We start from the raw sequence: 17,809 nt of genomic DNA on the forward strand, positions 1-17,809 counted from the left end.
TGAACTCTCACGATGAAATGTCATTGTCCAATCAACGCCTTTTCTACGTCGTCGACGATCCGATTCATCAACAGCGGTCCACCGGTCGACGTCCACACCGAACCGTCCACCAGCACGACCCGGTCGGCCTGGTACGCCGTGAGCTCACTGAAACCGGGCACCGCCCGGGCGTCGTCAAGGGCCTTACGGGCGGCATCGACGCCCGTCCCACCCCCGGCGTCAGGATTGCCCACCGAGGATCCGCCGAGCGTGCCGAAGAACATCCAGTCGGCGTCAATCTGCACCAGGTTCTCCAGCGAGACTGGTTCGCTGTGGCCTCGACCGGTACGGTCTTGAGCCGGTGGACGCCGCAGGCCCAGGTCGGTCAACGCGAGTCCGGCCGGCAGTTCCTTGAGGATCAACGATGCCGACGACCCCTGCCAACGCACGATCGAGTACGTCTCGTCGAGGCGTTCGCCCAGCTGCTCGTGGACTTCGGCCACCCGCGCCTCGTACGCCTCGACCACCTCGCGCCCCCGTTCCGTCAGGTTGAGTGCCTCGGCCACGTACCCGAACGTCACCCGCCAGTCCCCGCCCGCGTGCCCCGCGTACACCGTCGGCGCGATCTTGCGTAGCAGCGCGATCGCCGGCGGGTTGTTGTTGATCGAGGTTCCGTCGACCAAAATGAGGTCCGGCGCGGCGCGCCCGATGGCTTCGAAATTGGGCTGCGCGACGCTACCCAGCAGCGGAATGTCCGCCGCCTGATCAGCCAGATAGTTCGGTACGCCGGACTGACCGCGTCCGGTCGTGGTGCCGATCGGCGTCACCCCCAACGCGAGCACACCGTCCAATGTGGGTTCACTCAAGGTGACCACTCGGCGCGGTCGTTGCGGTACCTCGACCTCGGTTCCTTCGATGTCGACGACCACCCGGGTCGCCACGGACGAGGTGTCCCGGTCGCCACCGCCGTTGCCGCAGGCACCCGTCGCCGCGACGGCGAGCAGGCCGAGCGCCGCCAGCCATCGGGTGAGCGGCCGGTCATGGGCCATGACTGGTCTCCTGTCGCGGCGTGACCGGGTCGGGTTCGCTGCCTGCGCCGGTTTGGTGGGCCTGGCCCTCGGCCGGCGCACTCCCGGTCGACGGGGTCCCGGCTTCCCGCCGGCCGTCGGCACGGGCCCGGGCGAGCGCGGCCGCCATCTGGCGACGGCGCCGGCCCCGGGTCAGTACACCGGCGGTGACGGCGGCTACGAGGACGAGCGAGGTCAAGGTCCAGAACCACGGCATCGCCCAGGTGCGCTCTCGGGCCTCACCCTCGGGTAGTGCCACCGGCACCTCGTCGACGCCGACCGTGCGAGGGACGACCCGGGCGGAGGTAGTCAGCATCACCAGCGCCGGCACCTCCTCGACGGTCAGCTCGACCCGGAACGTCGCCCCCGGCAGTAGTTCAGGTACCTCGCCGACGTCGAAGGTGCGCGACCAGATACCGAATGGTGCGCGGAGCTCGACGGTGGTCGAGCCCTGAAGCCGGACGTTGCCGGTGTTGACGACGTCGTACGAGACGTGCATCGTCCCCTGGCCGTCGCTGCTCCAGCCACCGACGAAGTCGGTGTCCGGGTCACTGGGCACGAGCGCGGGTGTCAAGTCACCAGCCACGCGTAGGTGTACGCGGGCACCTACCCGGCGTTCCACGCTCAGCTCGTCGGTGCCGGTGCCACCGACCGCGGCGACGATCCCGGCCGGGTGGTCACCCGGAGTCGCGTCCGCCGGCACTCGGAGGGTGAACGGCACGGTCGTACGCTGATCGGGGGCGAGTTCGACCCTCGTCTGACCGAGTTCGATCCACGAACCCGCGTCGCGCGGTTGCTCACCGGCCGGCAGCAGGTCGAACAGTCCGGCCGAAGTGGTGATGCCGTCGCTGGCGTACAGCTGGAAGGCGACGTCGTGGTCACTGAGGTTCGTGACCGTCACGTGGTCGGTGACCGAGTCACCTGGCTGCAGTTCGTACCGGAAGGAGACCCGGTCGTCCGGACCGTCCGCGTCGGAGGGCTGGACCGCCCACGTGACGGTGCCGCTCGGCTGTGCCGCCGCCGGCGCGGCCGCGGCCATCGACAACGCTGTGGCCAGCAGTGCGGCTGCCACTGCGGGCAGAGCGCGACGGAAACGTCGCGCGCCCCGCCCGCGGTGGCAGTTGCGTGAATAGCTGGTCACGTCAGTCCGTGGGGAACAGCGAAACGGTCAGCGTGGCGCGGTAGCCGCCCGGGACGGTGCCCAACGGCAGTCCGAGTTCGAGGTCGGCACCGACCTCGGTGACCCCGACCCGGCCGGCGTCGTCGGCGGTCGCCATGGTCGCGGCCGCACCGAGACCCGGCCCGCCGTCAAGGTGACCGGCTACCGTCGGCCCGGCCACCACGCCACCGCGTGGGGTCAGCACCTGCGGCGTCCAGCCGAGATGTTCGGCACCGAACTGGCCGCTGTCGGAGGCGAACGGGCCGCTCTGCGCGGACAGCGCCCAGCCGCCGCCGGCGGCCGCCGCCGCAGACCGGGCGTCGGTGACCGTCACGGTCGGAAGATCTCCGGTGAACCGCAGCCGGCCGAGGGCTTCCTGCCGCTGCAGGGTGACTGCGGCGCCGGGATCGATGGTCAGGGTGAGCGGGCCGTTGATCTCCTCGGGCACGGTCGCGTCGATGGTGATGCCACCTTCGGAGCCGCCTGGCTCACCGGGGTCCGGGACGGAGGTCGGGGTGATTCGGATGATCGAGTCGACCGACCGGCCGCCGAAGGTCGCCCGGTCCACCACGTACGCCGATCCGTCGACGACCGTGATGTGGTTGGGGTGTACCGCGGTGTCGGTGACCGTGTGCACGACCGTGTTCGTCGCCGTGTCGATGACGCTGATCGTGTGGGCGAAGAAGTTCGCGACGTACAGCAGTCCGGTACCGGGATCGACGGCCAGGGCGAGCGCGCCGCTGCCCGTCGGGACCGAGGTGACGTGGTCGTAGCTGGTGGCGTCCAGCACGGTCACGTCCGCCGAGTCCTGGTTGGCGGCGTAGACCCGGTTGCGCTGCGGGTAGATCGCGACATCGGACGAGCGAGCGGCACCCGGCAGGTCGTAGTGCGCCACCGCGCCGCTGCCGGTGTCGATCACGGCGAGCTTCGGGGTGTCGAGCATCGAGGTGTAGATCTTGCCGCCGACCGGATCGAGGTCCAGCCCCATCGGCTGACCCTCGACGGCGATGTTCGGGCCGCGCTCGAAGGTCACCGCGTCGAAGGTGGCGACGTATTCGCCGGTGACGGCGGTGACGTAGACGGTCCCGCCGGCCTCGTCGACCTCGACCGACCGGCCGTGCTCGACGTCGTCGAACGATTGCAGGTGCTCGCCGGTCGCCTGGTCGTAGACCGCGACCCGGTTGAGTCGGGTGGAGCTCGTCCAGACGGTGTTACGGGTGTCGTCGATGTCGATGCCGAAGACGCCCTGCGCCGTGCCGCTCGGCTCGTCCCAAGGGACCCGATAGGAGGTGATGATCTCCAACGTCTCCGGATCGACCTTGTGCAACCGTGAGGTGGTCACCGGCGGCGCTCCGGCCTGAGTCACCCACAACACGTCGTTGCGGGCGGAGTAGGCAATCTGGTACTGGCCCTCGCCGAGGTCGAACCGATCCACGTCGAACTCCCACGTGCCCGGATCGCCCGGGTCACCGGGATCGCCCGGGTCACCCGGGTCACCCGGGTCACCCGGGTCACCGGGATCCCCGGGTCCGCCGTCGGCGACCACGGAGAACTCGGCTCCCAGTGAGCGGGTCTCGTCACCGACGAGCATGGCCCCGGTGAGCAGTCGGACGTTGTGACGCTCACCAACGACCCAAGAGGTGTCCGAGTTGTCCAGAGTCGGAAACTCCAACTCGATGGACCACGATCCACTCGCATCGGCTTGGACCATCGCGTAGATCGTCTTGTTGAGCTGTACGGCACCGGTCACTGGATGGACCACGTCCCGCGTCGTAGAGACGGCTCCATCGTCGAGTTTGACGGCGATGACCGAGCCGGCGGTCCCGTCCAGGGACGTCCAGCCGCTTCCGGAAATCGCGATGGACCCGCCGACCACGACCTCGTCGGGCACGGTGTAGGTGACGGTCGGGTCGGTGGGGCTGGTGTATTCGGTAGCGGCGGCGGGACCGGCGCCGGCCGTCACCGCGATCAGGCTGGCCACCAACGCGGCGGCGGCCCCTGTCGCGAGCGTGCCGCGGCGGCGCGCCCACGGCGATCTGTACGTGTTCACGGACGAGTCCTCTACTTCCTGTCGGCGTCACCACCGAGCACTGGAGGCAACTTAGGTCAGGCTAACCATTGTCTGATGATGGAGCAAGACACGCCCGTCACTCGTTCACCGGCCGCCGCGAAGCCGCTGCGACCTGGGCGGGTGGACGGGGTCACGCAGGGCGGCGCGCGGGTCAGCGGCGCGCGTAAACCGCGATCCAGTCCACGACGATCTCTGCATGATCGGGCGTTCCCGCCTTCGGACAGGCAGCGAGCCCGTACTCACGGCTACGCTCGCAGCCGCCCGATTGGGCCTGTAACGCCAGCCACATCGGCTCGTCCGGCACCCCGGCCGACTCGACACTGGCCCACACCTCGCCGTCGAGCAGATAGCGCACCTGCCCCGGCAACCATTCGACGCCGACCGTGTGCCAGGTGGTGAAGTCGACACCGCTCAGATCCCGTTGCACCTTCTGCCGTCCCGACTCGGACCGGAAATGCAGAAATGCCGACACACCCGTCCGCGAGCCGCCGAAGTCCTCGGCGAAGTCGATCTCCGGCGGCCACTGGTCGCTCTTCGGCCACAGCAGGAAGTGGTACGTGATCTCGTCGCTGGGGTCGGCCCGGAACCGCACCTCCCACCGCCCGTACATCTGACTCACCGGCCAGTTCGAGACCCCACCGGTGGTCCAGGCACCGTCGCGGCGATAGCCCTCCAGCACCAGCGTCCCGTCGCGCACGCTGACATGGTCGGGATGCCAGGTCGAATAGGGGTCCCCGCCAGGACTTCCGGAGTACGCCGTGAAATTCGCTCCCAGCTCTTGGCGTCCGAAGTCGTCGGTGAGAACCAGCTCCCAGCCGGGCAGGTCGCCCCGCGGTGGCGGCACACCCGACACGGTCGACCCGTCCCCCGCACCAGGGTCGAGCCGATCGACCACCGACCAGCCGGCGACGGTCAGTAGCGCCACGGTGGTGAGCGCCGCCGTGACCGTCGCCCCGGTACGTCGACGTCGTGGGCCTCGCCGGACACCGGCCGTCATCGGAGCGCACCGTCGTCAACCGCAGCGGTCTCCCCGGGTCCGGCCGGTGCCGGTGCCGCCGGCGCGCCCGGGGCCACGGGCGGTGAATCGGCGAGTACCGCGAACCGCACCAGCGTCAGCACCAACAGGATGGTGAACGCCAACGCCAGCAACACCGCCGTGACCGCCCGGGCCAGCCGGAGCAACGCCGCCGGCACCGCCCGCGTCGCCGCACCGGGCGCGGCCCGGTCGGCACCGACGACGACCGGATCCACCGTCGCCGTCTCCCCGAGCCACCTCTCGCGCAGTGCCGACACCAGCACGCACAGTACGACGACGACCGCGACCAGGACCGCGAACACCGGTGACGGCAGAAGCTGCTCGATCTCCTCCATCAGCCCGCGCTCCCCACCGTGGATTCCTCCGGCTCGCTGTCGGCGGCGGCGGCCTCGGCGACCCGTTCCAGCACGGTCACCTCCGCCGACCTGACCACCACCTGGTACCCGCCCGTCGAGAGCAACACGTCGATGATCTGTCCGGTCCACCCGGCGGCGAGGCCGGAGCGCAGTCGTCCCGCCGCTTCCTGCCCGCCGGTGACGTATACGAAGTCCGGACCGCTCGCGCCGTCCGGGCCGACCTGGTTCAGAAGGCAGTCACGGAGCTGGCCACGGCAGCCGGGCAGGGGCACCGGCTCGGGGTCGAGCCGGGCGAAACCGCCCAGCGGCAGTGGCCCGACCGCCTCCACCGTACCGATGCGCGCGCCGTCGGGAGCTGACGCGATCAGCGCCCGCGCCTGTGCCACCTGCTCGGCGGACACCCGCTCGAACGACACGTTCAGCCCACGGGTCAGGGTCAGCATCGCGAAGGTCACCATCAGCGTCGCCAGCACGGCACCGAACCGCAGCGCGCCCGCGACCATCGGTGCCCGGCGGTACGGCAGTGGTCGTAGAACGGCCTGCCCGACCCGGGCCAAGCCGACGGCGGCCAGCGGCGCGAGGAACGGACTGGCGTACAGGGCGCAGCGGATGATCACCTCTCCCCCGTACGACTGCACCAACAGCAGCCCTGCCGGGGTCGCGGCGAGACCGGCCGCCAGCGTGGCGATCCGGCGACGGCGGATCAGCCACCAGCCCACCACGCCGCCGAGCCCGAGCAGTCCGGTCCAGGCGATCCGGGTGAACTGCATCTGTTGATAAAGCGGGTCCCCCACGATGCGCTCACCGACCCCGCTGGACACCGTCGAGCCGAGCCGACCGAGGTCGCCGAGCAGGTCCGCCAGGTGCCCGGTCCAGAAGCCGGTGGCCCCGTACGAGAACCAACCGACGAACATCGCCGCCGCGCTCAGCCACAGGGTCCGCATCCGGGTGCCGCCGGCCAGGACGAACCACAGCAACGCGACGACCAGGGTGATCGGGGTCAGCTGATGGGTGACCACCAGCGCCGCGACGACCAGCGTGAGCGCGATCTCCAGCCAGACCATCCGGGTTCCGCTGAGCCGGTCCCCGGCTGGCCCCGGTCGGCCCGGGATCCGGTGCACCGCCCGCAGCCAGGACAGCCACCGCCGGCCGGGCAACGCCGGCACGTCGGCCGCGTCGAACGCCCACAGCAGCACCGCGAGCACTCCGGTGTAAAGGACGAACCCGGTGGCCTGGGCCGAAAAATAGTCCTGCTGGTACCAGTTGAAGGCAAGGTAGAGCACCACCCCGAGCCAGGCCAGTCGGGCACTGCCGGTCACCAGTCGCCCGATCAGCCACAGGGCCGGCAACGCCAGCACGGTGAAGGCGACCGGCGCGACCAGGGTGAACGCGCTGGCATCAGGCAGGCCGGCGACCGCGACCAGGTGCGCCGAGCCGGCGAGGAAGCCCGGCCAGCTGAACCGGGCGTCGGCACCAGTGGCCAGTTCGCCGGTACGGCTGACGAAGTCGATGAAGCCGACGTGGACCCAGACGGTGCTGTAGCCGGCCGCCCCGTCCGCGACACCGACCAACAGGTAGCCGCAGACCGCCGTGGCGACGCAGGTCACGGCGAGCAGGACATGGTCGACAACAGGTCGCAGCAACGCCCAGCCGAGTACGCCGGCGAGTACGCCGAGCGCCAACCAGTAGCTGGTCGGGGCGACCGCGATCAGCCCCAGCGCGCCGGCGTTCGCCGCGTCGAGCTGCCGGGTCGCCCACCACCACAGGATCAGTGCGACGCCGACCGCAGCGAAACCGGCCCAACGCCCAGCCTGTCCGGCGCGGCCGGCCGCCTGCTCCGGCGGGTCCGGCTCGTCGGCCACCGGGGCGGCGGCCTGGTCGGCGGGCTCGCTCCGTTGGATGGCCGCGACCGCAGCCGGGGTGGCCAGTAGTCCGATCGCGGCGATGGCCGTCACCACGGTGAACGGGTCCCACACTCCGAGCACCGCCGTCACCGCGACCGCGAGCAGGGGTGCCGAGATCGACAGGCAGATGGCGAGGACCACGGTGACCAGCCGGTGCGGCAGCCGCAGCGCGTAGCCGAGCGGCACCCCGGGCACGGTGACGAGGAAGGCAACGGTGGCGAGCAGGCGGCCAGGCACCGGCAGGTCCAGCAGGGTCACGGTCGGCACCACGACCGCGAGAACGCCGGCCACCGCGACCGCGACCAAGTCGTACGCCCGTGGGTCGGACCGTCGCGGCGCGGCCGTGGTCCGTCGGCCGTCCCCGGCCACTGTCCCGTCGACCCCGGCCACTGTCCCGTCGACCCCGGCCACTGTCCCGTCGACCCCGGGCGCCGTCCGTTGGCCGTGGCCGCTCCCCGTCACGTCGATCTCGGCGCCGGTCATCGCCGCCACCGCGCGCGGACGCGTCCCCACAGCAGCAGCCACGGACCGGCCAGGTAGCCGGCGAACTCCGCGCAGCTCAACGCCAGCGGGAAATCGGGCGATCGGCCGGCGTACTTGGGTGACTGGGGATCGACGACCACCCGCAGCGCCTTGGGCGAGGAGCGCATGATCCGCAGCGCCGCCGACCAGCCCGAGACGAGCTGCTTGAAGGCCACCGCGGTGAATCCGCTGCCGTAGCCGAACAGCTGGCGGCGCAGTGCCGGGCGGCTGTCCCGGTGGAAGTGGCGCACCAGTGCGCTCGGCACGTACAGGATGGCGTGCCCGGCGGTGAGCACGGCCCGGAACATGTCGAGGTCCTCGCCGCCGCGCGTCGGGCTGCCCGCGCCCAGAGCCGGATCGAAGCCGGCCAGTTCTCGCAGTACCTCGGCCCGGAACGCCATGTTGTTACCGGATCCGTAGTTGCCGGCCACGTACGGGAACAACGGGCCCCGGTCCCCGATCTGGGCCGCATGGGCCAGCCGTGGCGGGACGGGCCGTACCGACCACACCTTGGCCAGATAACCCTTGTCGAACGCGCCGTACTCTTCAAACAGCCGCTCCCAGCGGGTGTCCAGGCGGGCCGGGGTCACCAGACCGGTCACGCAACCAACGGCGGGGTCCACGGCGAACCCGCGGATCGCCTCGGCCAGCCAGTGCACGTCCGGCAGCGCGTCGTCGTCGGTGAAGGCCACGATGTCACCACTCGCCGCCGCGAGACCGGCGTTGCGGGCCCTGGACAGCCCACGCCGGGGCTGCGCGACGATCCGCACCCGGGGATCGTCCACATCTGCCAGGCGGTGCCGGACCCGGTCGCTGACCGGATCGTTGTCGACGACGATGAGTTCCAGGTCGCGGTACGTCTGGGCGAGGATCGCGGCGACCGCCGCCGGCAGCCGCGCCTCGGTGCCCAACGTGCACAGCACGACAGATACCAGCGGCTGGCCGCTCGCCACGGCGTGCTCATCGGAGGCCGCCGGTGCGCTGGCACGCGCCAACCGCAGCAGCTCGTCCGGGGTCGCCGCGGACGGTACCGGCACGCCCGCCCGGTCCAGATGCACCCGTAGCGCCGGCCCGAGCCCGCGCTCGACCGCGCGTTCCAGCACCGCCGGACCGTTGGCCGTGACCCGCGGCGGTAGAACGACCCGACCGACCGGAAGACCACGGAAGCGGATCAGGACGCTCGCGGCCGCCGCCGGTACGGCGAGGTCGCGCCCGGCGGTGCCAGCCAGTTCCACCTCCACCACCGCCATCGGACGGTCCTCGGGGTGCGCGGCCGTCGCGGCCCGTTTCCGGTTGGCGCGCAGGCCCACCAGGTATCCGCCGGCCGTGGCGAACAGACCGAGCACCGTCATCGTGGCGCGGGCCGGTCCGGCCAGGTCGCCCCGCACCACCGCCACGAAGTGCCGAGCCACCGCGGCCGGCAGTGTTCGCAGTGCGTAGCGCCGCTCCGCCGACAGCGACGAAGTCCGGCCGACCGCGGCCGACAGCACCGCCTTGGACCGGCCCTCGTGGTGGCATCGGGACAGGAAGTAGCCGACCGTGGCCCGGGTCGCCGGGACGCGGTGGTCCACCGTCGGCTCGTCGAACCGCACGACGGCGGCCGGGCCGTAGGCCCGGCCCACCCGGATTCCCAGCTCCGTCTCCTCGCACCCGCTGGGTACGGCGGCCACCCGGCCGAGTCGGACGGAGAAGTCCCCCACCTGGTTCAGGGCATCGCGGCGGATCGCCATGTTCGCGCCGATCGGATTGCGTACCGGGGTGCCGGCCGCGCCGATTCCCCGGTAGTCGCAGCCCACCACCCAGCCGTACTCGTCGGGGAACCAGCGGGGGGCGCGGCCGTCGGCCCAGTCGGGGCGTACCGCGCCGCCCGCCATCATCACGGTCGGGTCGGTGAAGATCCGGCGCCAGGCGGCGAGCCATCCAGGGCCTGGTACGGCGTCGTCGTCCAGGAAAATCACGACCGGTGCGGTCGTGGCCGCGATTCCGGTGTTGCGGGCTCCCGAGAGTCCCCGCTCGCCGACGTTGGCGACGACGGTCGCGGTCGGTACGGCGGAGCGCAGCAGCCGGAGCAGTTCGTCGTGGTGGTCCACGACCACCACTAGTTGATCATGATCTGGGTCCAGTTGCCGGGTGGCCGCGTCGAGGCACCGGCGAATGACGGCGAGCCGTTCCGGGGTGTGCACGCACACCACCACGGCTGCCGGTCCGGCCGCTGCCGGAACCGTCGTCGGGTGGGTCCGCCGTGGCGCTCTGTGGTCCGCCGTGCGGACTCCGGCCACGCTACTCGACATGGCTCGTCTCGTGTTCGCTCCGGGTGCCGGCCGGCTGGCGCAGCACGGTGTTGAGCCGTTCCCGTACCAGCCGGGTCGCCGTAGCCGCACCGGCCAGCCCGCCGGCCCGTGCGCCGACCGCGATCAGCGTCGGCGCGTACCGGTACGCGTAGCGCAACGCCGCCGTCGGCCCGCGTCCCGGCGGCCAGATCATGACGGCCGCGACCCGCTCCGGTATGCCGGTCACTCCGGCAGCGGCCAGGTTCTCTCGCGAGATCCGGATGGCGGCGGTCCGCTGCGCGGTCGACGCCGTCGCGCTGACCTGTTCGGCGTCGACCCGGTACCGCAGGCCGGTGAACGGCAGGTTGGCGAGGTCGCCGAGCCGGCTCAGCTCACTGAACAATTTGTAGTCCTCCGCGTACGTGTATTCGGCCTGGTACCTGGTACGGGTATCGCGTAGTACGGCGAGGCGCAGCAACGCGGAAGGATGCGCGATGCAGGTGCCGAAGAGCAGCCGGGCCCGGCACTGGGCCGGGGTCCTGGGCATCCGGACCCGGCCGGTCGCGGCCCCGAACAGCTCGTAGTCGGTGCCGCAGGCGACCACACCCGGATTCCGATCGAGGAACGCGACCTGCCGGGCGAGGCGCTCGGGGTCGGCCAGGTCGTCGGCGTCCATCCGGGCCAGCAGCTGTCCGCTCGCCGCGTCCAAGCCGGTGTTGAGCGCGGCGACGATTCCGGAACGCGACATGCGCAGCACCCGCAACCGCGGATCCGGCACCGACATCAGGATCTCGGCGGTCGGGTCGGTCGACCCGTCGTCGACCACGAGCAGTTCCAGGTCGGTGAAGGTCTGCTCCAGCACGCTGCGGATCGCCGATGCCAGGTGGGCCGCGCCGTTGTGGACCGGCATCAGCACCGTCACCCGTGGGCTTCTCATGGCTGCCCACCGACGCCCGTCGCAATGAGCGACCGGGCTTCCCGTACCAGGGGAACGGCGACCACCGCAGCCGCCGTCGCCTGCGCCGCGACCATCGCCAGTCCTACCCCGACCAGCCCGTAGGTGGGCACCAGAAGCATCGCCCCACCGATGGTGACCACCACCATGCCGGCCTGGACCGCGACCAGTAGTCGTAGCCGTCGCCGTACCTGGACGACGGCGGCGTACGCCGCCGTCACCACGGCAACGAGCGTCTCCCCGGCGAGCAGGAGCACCAGCGGGGTCGCGGCCGCCAGGTAGTCGCCGCCGACCAGCCACAGCAGGATCGGACCGCCCACGGCCAGCCCGGCAGCGCACATCCCGGCGACCGCCGCCATCAGCCGGATCATCCGCCGGGTGAGGGCCGCCTGGGGGGCACCCGGCGCGGACGCGTCCACCACGTACGAGGCGATCACGTTGGCCCGCAGCATCCCGGCCGCCGTGCCGAGCGCGGCGGCCAGGTTGTAGTAGGCCGAGGACTCCGGCCCCAACTGGGACAGCACGACCAGCGGCAGGCACAGCGGCGTGAGGGTGACCACGAGCGACATGGCAAACGACGCGCCCTGGAAGGCCCAGATCTGGCGGGCCGGTGGCAAGGTCGGGGCGACGTCGTCACTGGCGCTGAGCCCGTGGCGGAACAGCCAGCCGGCGATCACGACGGTGACGCAGCAGGCGAGCAGCAGCCAGGTCCCGGTCATCGCGAGATCCGATGCCGCGTACGCCAGCAGCGGCAACGGAAGTATCTTGAGCAGCGACAGGGAGACGTTCTTCAGGGCTACCACGCGGACCCGGCGCAGACCGGTCAGGATCGGGTCGAGCAGGGCGTAGCCGGCCAGCACCACCACCAGCGCCGGGAATAGCAGGCGTTCCGTCATGTGCTGGAACAACTCGTCGCGGCCGACTCCGAAGAAGACAAACCCGACACCGAGGATCGCCGCGACGACGCCGGCCAGCAGTAGTCCGCCGATGACGAGCCGGCGGGTCCGGTCTCCGGCGACCGGGAGGAACCGCTGGTAGCTCCCGCCCAGGGACAGGCATGCCAGTGAGCTGAGCATGGTCGCGGTGGAGATCGTCGCCGACGCCCGTCCGACCTCGGCGGTCGGATAGAGCCGGCCTGCCACCACCCAGTACGCCACGCCGAGCACGCCGGTGACGATCGACGAGGTCATCAGCGTGACGGCTCGCGACTCCATACTCGACCGCCGCAGCCGCGCCAGCGGTGCCGTGGTCGGCGCGACCGTCAGCGTGGCGCTGTCGACGGGCCGGTCCGTCAACACAGTCAGCCCGTCACGTCGGACAGCTCGTTGTCGGCGCGGACCCCGCCGGCCGGCCGGGGTACGACCGGGGACCACATGACGGCCCGGTGGTACGAGGAGATCGCCGCCTGGGTTCGGCGCCCGCGCCATTCGGTGAAGATGGTGCGTAGTACGCGTACCCCGTCGCGGAAGGCGTGCAGGTTGCTCACTCCGTGGACCCGGTTCTCCTCGAAGCTCGGCACCTCCCGTACGGTCAACCCGGCCGCCGCGACCCGGCAGTTGATGACCGTCTCGATCTCGAATCCGTCACCCCAGCAGGCGGTCGGCCCGGCCGGCAGCCGCGACGGCAGCCTCATCATCGGCAGTACGTCGACCCAGAACGCGTTGTAGCCGTAACACAGGTCGGTGAACCTGACGCGGAACAGTAGGTTGGTCAGCAAGGTCAGGACGCCGTTTCCCGCGCCGCGGAGCCGGGTGAGGTCGGCACTGCCGCCGCCGGCACAGGTCCGGCTGCCCTTGGCGAAGTCCGCCCCGGAGGCGAGCGCGTCGACGAATCGCGGGATCTCGGCGGCGTTCGCGCTGCCGTCCGCGTCGAACATGACGATCACGTCGCCGGTCGCCTCCGCGAATCCGCAGACGAGCGCGTTGCCCTTGCCCTGCCGGGTCTGACTGACCAGGCGTGCCGACGGCAGCAGTCGCCGGACCGTTTCGACCGTGTCGTCAACGGAGTTGCCGTCGACGACGATCACCTCGTGGACCGGGGGCAACGTCGGTAGTACGCGTTCCAGGTTGCGCGCTTCGTTCAACGCGGGGATGACGATCGTGACTCGCGGTCGGGTGGAACGGGGGTGGCGGGAGCTCACGACATGCTCCGTTCGTTTCCTGACCCACACAGCGGGCCAAACGTCAGACAAAGGCAAGGCTTACCTTAATACCATCCGGGAGCAGGCAATAGCCCGATACTCCGGTTATCCAGGTCACGTGACCGGTCCCGGACCAGCCCCGCTGCCTGCCTGATGTTCGAGACAGGCAGGCACACCCGGACGTCAGCGTTCGACGCAAAATTCCTCGATGGGCAGACCCACGTGCCGGGACGCCGAGGGCAGGTACCCGAGCAGACGGTCCCCGGCACGCAACTCGGTCACGTTGTGCACCGCCCCGCCGGGCCCCAGCAGCCGGACGTGCCAGTCGTCCTGCGTCACCACATTCACCGTGTCGCCGTCGGGCGTGACCGCCGTGATGGACAGCAACGGCCGCCGCTCGATCTTGACCCGGCCGATCCGTACCTCCCGCGCCTGACCGTCCGACCGGACAGCCAGGATCGGACCACCCGCCACCAGCTCCGACACGTACTTCGTGCGGTTCCCGGGCGTCAGAACGTACGAGTGCACCGCGCCGGCGTTCCAGCGGAACGGCCGGGTCGGCATGTAGGGCAACGGATGCGTCTCCGAGCAGGACAGGAAGAACCCAGTCGCGAACGAGCCGATCAGGCAGCCCTCGTCGGTCTCCAGCAGCGAACACGTGTCGATGCAGGCGCGGTCGCCCAGGCCGATGTGCTCGATCCGGTCGACGACGAGGGTGACCAGGTCCACCGCCGGAACGGACGGCGTCACGACCTGTTGCACCTTCGCGACATCGTCGACGCCACGCGGGCGCAACAGCAATCCGTCGGAGCCGTGTTCCAGCACCAGCCGGACCACCTCCGCGTCGCTGATGTCGTCCACCGTGGTGACGATGCGTCCGGCCGACTGCCCGGCCGCGGCGATCACGATCTCCAGCGGGATCTTCGTCGGATCGGTGAAGGTCAACACGGTCCACGGCACCCGCCCGGCGAGTTCGCAGGCGCGGGTGAGGCTCGGTGCGTCGGAAACCACGACGTGCACGCCGTCGCCGTCCACCCCGGCCGGTCCGGGCTCGGCGAGTTCCCGTACCACGAGGTCGACCGCGTCGACGGGTGCCTCCGGCGCGGCCTCGTTCGTGACGAGTATCCGCCGCACCGTCGGCGGCAGACCAGCGAGTTGCCCGACCGAGTCGGAGACGATGCCGTCGACCCGCTGGTGGATCGCGGCGTCGACGACCGCGTCGACGATGTCGGCCGGCACCGTACGCAGATCGATCCAGGCGAAGTGCCGACCGCCCCGGTTGCCGACCGCATCGGCAGCCGGGGCCGCGACGACCAGGTCAGTGACGATCGTGGTATCCATCTTGGGAGAACTCCTCGTTGTCTCGAAATCAGGCGGGCTGGCCCAGCAGACTGGCCGCAGGCAGGATCACGCCAGCGCGTCCTGACTGACACCGGCCGCGACCGCCGCCACCGCCGACGTGACCGCCATCGGATCGTGGGCGTCGAAGATGCAGCGGCCGAAGCTCAGCCCGGCCGCGCCGGCGCCGAGGATGTCGCGCGCCAGTTCGACGGTCCGCTCCAGACCGCCGAGCGGATCCCCGCCCGCGACGTACACCGGCAGCGGCGACATCTCGACGACCTCGCGCATCGCCGCCCGACTGCCCGGGTATGGCAGCTTGACCACATCGGCACCGAGGTCGGCGGCGATGCAGGCGAGGTGGGCCAGCGTCCGTGGCTGGGAGGCGGTGGCGGCGAGGCTTTCGCCCCGGGCGTACATCATCGCCATCAACGGCATGCCGAGCCGGTCACACTCGCCGGCCACCAGGCCCAGATCGCGGAGTTGGGCGGGCTCAGTGGCCGATCCGACGTTGACGTGCACGCTGACCCCGTCAGCACCCCAGCGGGCCGCTTCCTCGACCGAGCCGACGAGAACCTTCGAGTTCGGGTCGGCGTAGTGCATCGTCCCGGCGGACAGGTGTACGACGAGGCCTGCTCCGACGAACGCCCCTGGCTCGATCGACCTGATCCGCCCCTTGTGGACAATGATGGCGTCGGCGCCGGCCACGATCAGGTCCTGCACCAAGCCCGCGTACGGCCGCCCGCCGGCGATCGACCCGGTGGTCAACGAATGGTCCAGCGGCACGAACAGATGCCGCCCCTTGTGCCGCGCGGTCAGCCTCGCCAGACGTAGTGCTTTGCCGTAAGGCCGCAGGAGGACGGCTCCACCAGAAGCGGTCACAACGTCTCCTCGAAAGCTCCGAACCTATTGTCAGATGTTGGTTAGGGCAGGCTAACCTACTCGGGTGGCGTTTCATAGTCTGACTTTGCGCAACGATGTGGACACGGTCCACCCACTGGCGACCGCCCAACGCGATGAGTACCTCGCCCGGCTCGGCATGACCATCGACGACGTACGGCCGCTGGACGAGGAGTCGCTACGCCGGCTCGTCGCCGGGCACCTGGCCGCCGTGCCGTTCGACAACAGTCGAATCCACCGCGGCGAGGTCGCGTCGGTCGATCCCGCCCGGATGTACGACGCGCTGATCACCCGCGCCGGAGGCGGCATCTGTTACGAACTCAACGGCTGCTTCGCGGCGCTGCTGGCCAGTCTCGGGGTCCGCACCTGGCTGGTCGCCGGGACGACCGTACCGCCACCCGGGTCGAAAAGCCTGCCGTTCGGGCACGCGGCCTGCGTCGCCATCGTCGACGCGACGCCGTGGATCGCCGATGTCGGGTTCGGCGGCGAGGGCCTGGTCGTGCCCCTACCGGAGGGCCCGACCCGGCTGGCCACCGCCAGCGGCGCCGCCTACGACGTCGATCCCCGCCCGCGCGCGTTGTCCGAGTTCGAAGCAATGGCGTGGTGGCACAGCACCAACCCGGAATCCCGACTCGTCTCGGCGCTTGTCGTGTCGAAGACCGTGGGCACGACGGTGACGACCCTTTCCGGCCGAGGCCGGCCGGTGGCGTTCAGCCTGCACACCACCGGCGGGCCCCGCACCCCGCTGTCGCCGGCGGAGGCCGCGCGGGTTGCCTTCGACGTCTTCCGACTACCGGAACCACTGCCCGGCGAACTCATCCGCTATGCACCGCTCGACGACGATCCGATCCGGCCGCAGGCAACGCGATGAAGAGCATCGACACGCAGGTCGCCGTGATCGGCGCCGGACCCGCCGGTCTGGCCCTCGCCCGGATGCTGGCGGTACAGGGCATCGAGTCGGTCGTCTTGGAGCGGCAGAGCCGGCACCAGCTGTGCACCGCGCAGCGCGCCGGGATCGTGGAACAGCCGACCCGTGACACCATGCGCGAGCTCGGCGTCGACGCCCGGATGAGCCGGGAAGGCCACGAGCATGCCGGATTCCACCTGCGCCATCGACGCCGTACTCACCACTTCGACTTCCGGTCCTTCGGTGGCGGTGCCGCCATGCTCTACCCGCAGCACCACCTCGTCACCGATCTCGTCGACGCCGCTGATGAGGCGGGACAGCCGATTCTGTTCGACACCGCCGCGGTGGCGATCGACGGACACGACATGCCGCTGACCAAAGGAACCAGCAGCCGGGCGGCAACCGTCCAGGCCATCGGCCCCGCCGGGCCGGTGCGGATCCGGGCGGCCACCATCGCCGCCTGCGACGGCTTCCACGGCATCGGCCGTGCCCACGCCCTCGCCGTGAATGCCGCCGTACGAACCCACTCCCGTAGCTATCCGTTTGGTTGGCTCGGCGTCCTCGCCCGCACCGCGCCGGATCCGACCGAGGGCGTGTACTGCGTGAGCAGTCGGGGGATGAGCCTGCACAGTTCGAGAGGTGCCCAGCTGACCCGGCAGTATCTGCAGGTGCCCGCTGGCACGGCGCTGCGGGACTGGCCCGACGAGCGCATCTGGGCCGAGCTACGGCGGCGCAGCGCCAGCGACGATCATCCGCCGCTGGCGACCGGCGAAATCATCGACCGGACACTGATCGCCGTACGCAGTCTGGTGACCGAGCCCATGCAGGTGGGCAGGCTTTTCCTTGTCGGAGACGCGGCCCACATCATGCCTCCGACCGGCGCCAAAGGGCTCAACCTCGCCGTGTCGGATGCCACTGTGCTCTCCTACGCGCTCGGAGCGTTCTTCGCCGGGGCCGGCTCCGGTGAACTGGACGGCTACAGCGACCGGGCGCTGCGCCGGGTGTGGCAGGCCCAGATGTTCTCGACCGCCATGACCGACCTGCTGCACACCCGCGACGACGATCCGCACGCCTGGCGGATCCGATGTGCGCAGCTGGACGAGCTAGTAACGAACCCTGATGCGCGGCGCGCCCTTGGACGCCTGTACGTCGGCACTCCCTTCCCCACGCCGTGGCGATGGCAGGGAAATGCCTAGTCGTTGGGA

Annotated in this window: 14 protein-coding genes; 2 read left to right on the forward strand and 12 right to left on the reverse strand. The window is 70.7% G+C overall.

The features are described 5' to 3' along the window. Positions 1–20: 20 nt before the first annotated feature. The 12 genes from O7632_RS00465 to O7632_RS00520 form a co-directional block, all read right to left on the reverse strand. A complete protein-coding gene (locus O7632_RS00465; protein ID WP_278110407.1) occupies positions 21–1,028 on the reverse strand; it encodes an iron-siderophore ABC transporter substrate-binding protein in 1,008 nt (335 codons plus the stop codon). Next, positions 1,018–2,118 (reverse strand): DUF916 domain-containing protein, encoded by a 1,101-nt coding sequence (locus tag O7632_RS00470; RefSeq protein WP_278110409.1) that lies wholly within the window; start codon positions 2,116–2,118, stop codon positions 1,018–1,020. The genes O7632_RS00465 and O7632_RS00470 overlap by 11 nt, the downstream gene beginning before the upstream one ends. A 70-nt stretch (positions 2,119–2,188) precedes the next feature. Beyond that, positions 2,189–4,255 carry a YncE family protein gene (locus O7632_RS00475; protein WP_278110411.1) on the reverse strand — a complete coding sequence of 689 codons (2,067 nt, stop codon included), beginning with the start codon at positions 4,253–4,255 and terminating at the stop codon, positions 2,189–2,191. 172 nt (positions 4,256–4,427) lie between these two features. Next, on the reverse strand, positions 4,428–5,273 hold the full coding sequence (locus O7632_RS00480; protein ID WP_278110413.1) for a glycoside hydrolase family 16 protein: 846 nt from the start codon (positions 5,271–5,273) through the stop codon (positions 4,428–4,430). After that, positions 5,270–5,647: a hypothetical protein gene (locus O7632_RS00485; protein ID WP_278110415.1), complete on the reverse strand. Its 378-nt coding sequence runs from the start codon at positions 5,645–5,647 to the stop codon at positions 5,270–5,272. Before O7632_RS00485 ends, O7632_RS00480 begins: the two co-directional genes overlap by 4 nt. Beyond that, positions 5,647–8,055: a hypothetical protein gene (locus tag O7632_RS00490; RefSeq protein ID WP_278110417.1), complete on the reverse strand. Its 2,409-nt coding sequence runs from the start codon at positions 8,053–8,055 to the stop codon at positions 5,647–5,649. Before O7632_RS00490 ends, O7632_RS00485 begins: the two co-directional genes overlap by 1 nt. Next, positions 8,052–10,385, reverse strand: coding sequence for a glycosyltransferase (locus O7632_RS00495; RefSeq protein ID WP_278110418.1), 2,334 nt, complete (start codon positions 10,383–10,385; stop codon positions 8,052–8,054). Before O7632_RS00495 ends, O7632_RS00490 begins: the two co-directional genes overlap by 4 nt. Then, a complete protein-coding gene (locus O7632_RS00500; protein ID WP_278110420.1) occupies positions 10,375–11,301 on the reverse strand; it encodes a glycosyltransferase family A protein in 927 nt (308 codons plus the stop codon). The genes O7632_RS00495 and O7632_RS00500 overlap by 11 nt, the downstream gene beginning before the upstream one ends. After that, entirely contained in the window at positions 11,298–12,614 is a 1,317-nt protein-coding gene (locus tag O7632_RS00505; protein WP_278110422.1) for an oligosaccharide flippase family protein, read from the reverse strand. Before O7632_RS00505 ends, O7632_RS00500 begins: the two co-directional genes overlap by 4 nt. Before the next feature lie 5 nt (positions 12,615–12,619). Then, positions 12,620–13,459, reverse strand: a complete 840-nt coding sequence (locus tag O7632_RS00510) for a glycosyltransferase family 2 protein (RefSeq protein WP_278110424.1) — start codon at positions 13,457–13,459, stop codon at positions 12,620–12,622. Positions 13,460–13,642: 183 nt separating this feature from the next. Then, positions 13,643–14,800, reverse strand: a complete 1,158-nt coding sequence (locus tag O7632_RS00515; protein WP_278110426.1) for a 3-dehydroquinate synthase II family protein — start codon at positions 14,798–14,800, stop codon at positions 13,643–13,645. Positions 14,801–14,866: 66 nt separating this feature from the next. Beyond that, positions 14,867–15,679 carry a 2-amino-3,7-dideoxy-D-threo-hept-6-ulosonate synthase gene (locus O7632_RS00520; protein WP_278110428.1) on the reverse strand — a complete coding sequence of 271 codons (813 nt, stop codon included), beginning with the start codon at positions 15,677–15,679 and terminating at the stop codon, positions 14,867–14,869. Between the two features lie 85 nt (positions 15,680–15,764). Here O7632_RS00520 and O7632_RS00525 point away from each other — a divergent pair, with 85 nt between their 5' ends. Beyond that, complete coding sequence (locus O7632_RS00525; protein WP_278110430.1) at positions 15,765–16,568, forward strand: arylamine N-acetyltransferase; 804 nt, start codon at positions 15,765–15,767, stop codon at positions 16,566–16,568. After that, positions 16,565–17,800: a 4-hydroxybenzoate 3-monooxygenase gene (locus O7632_RS00530; RefSeq protein ID WP_278110431.1), complete on the forward strand. Its 1,236-nt coding sequence runs from the start codon at positions 16,565–16,567 to the stop codon at positions 17,798–17,800. The genes O7632_RS00525 and O7632_RS00530 overlap by 4 nt, the downstream gene beginning before the upstream one ends. Positions 17,801–17,809 lie beyond the last annotated feature (9 nt).

Source organism: Solwaraspora sp. WMMD406 (assembly GCF_029626025.1).
Taxonomy (GTDB): Bacteria; Actinomycetota; Actinomycetes; order Mycobacteriales; family Micromonosporaceae; genus Micromonospora_E.

What these genes read in the sequence shown, in the direction of transcription:
- O7632_RS00465 (WP_278110407.1), bottom strand. Translation starts at nt 1,028, where the DNA reads ATGGCCCATGACCGGCCGCTCACCCGATGGCTGGCGGCGCTCGGCCTG.
- O7632_RS00490 (WP_278110417.1), bottom strand. Translation starts at nt 8,055, where the DNA reads ATGACCGGCGCCGAGATCGACGTGACGGGGAGCGGCCACGGCCAACGG.
- O7632_RS00495 (WP_278110418.1), bottom strand. Translation starts at nt 10,385, where the DNA reads ATGTCGAGTAGCGTGGCCGGAGTCCGCACGGCGGACCACAGAGCGCCA.
- O7632_RS00515 (WP_278110426.1), bottom strand. Translation starts at nt 14,800, where the DNA reads ATGGATACCACGATCGTCACTGACCTGGTCGTCGCGGCCCCGGCTGCC.
- O7632_RS00500 (WP_278110420.1), bottom strand. Translation starts at nt 11,301, where the DNA reads ATGAGAAGCCCACGGGTGACGGTGCTGATGCCGGTCCACAACGGCGCG.
- O7632_RS00485 (WP_278110415.1), bottom strand. Translation starts at nt 5,647, where the DNA reads ATGGAGGAGATCGAGCAGCTTCTGCCGTCACCGGTGTTCGCGGTCCTG.
- O7632_RS00530 (WP_278110431.1), top strand. Translation starts at nt 16,565, where the DNA reads ATGAAGAGCATCGACACGCAGGTCGCCGTGATCGGCGCCGGACCCGCC.
- O7632_RS00480 (WP_278110413.1), bottom strand. Translation starts at nt 5,273, where the DNA reads ATGACGGCCGGTGTCCGGCGAGGCCCACGACGTCGACGTACCGGGGCG.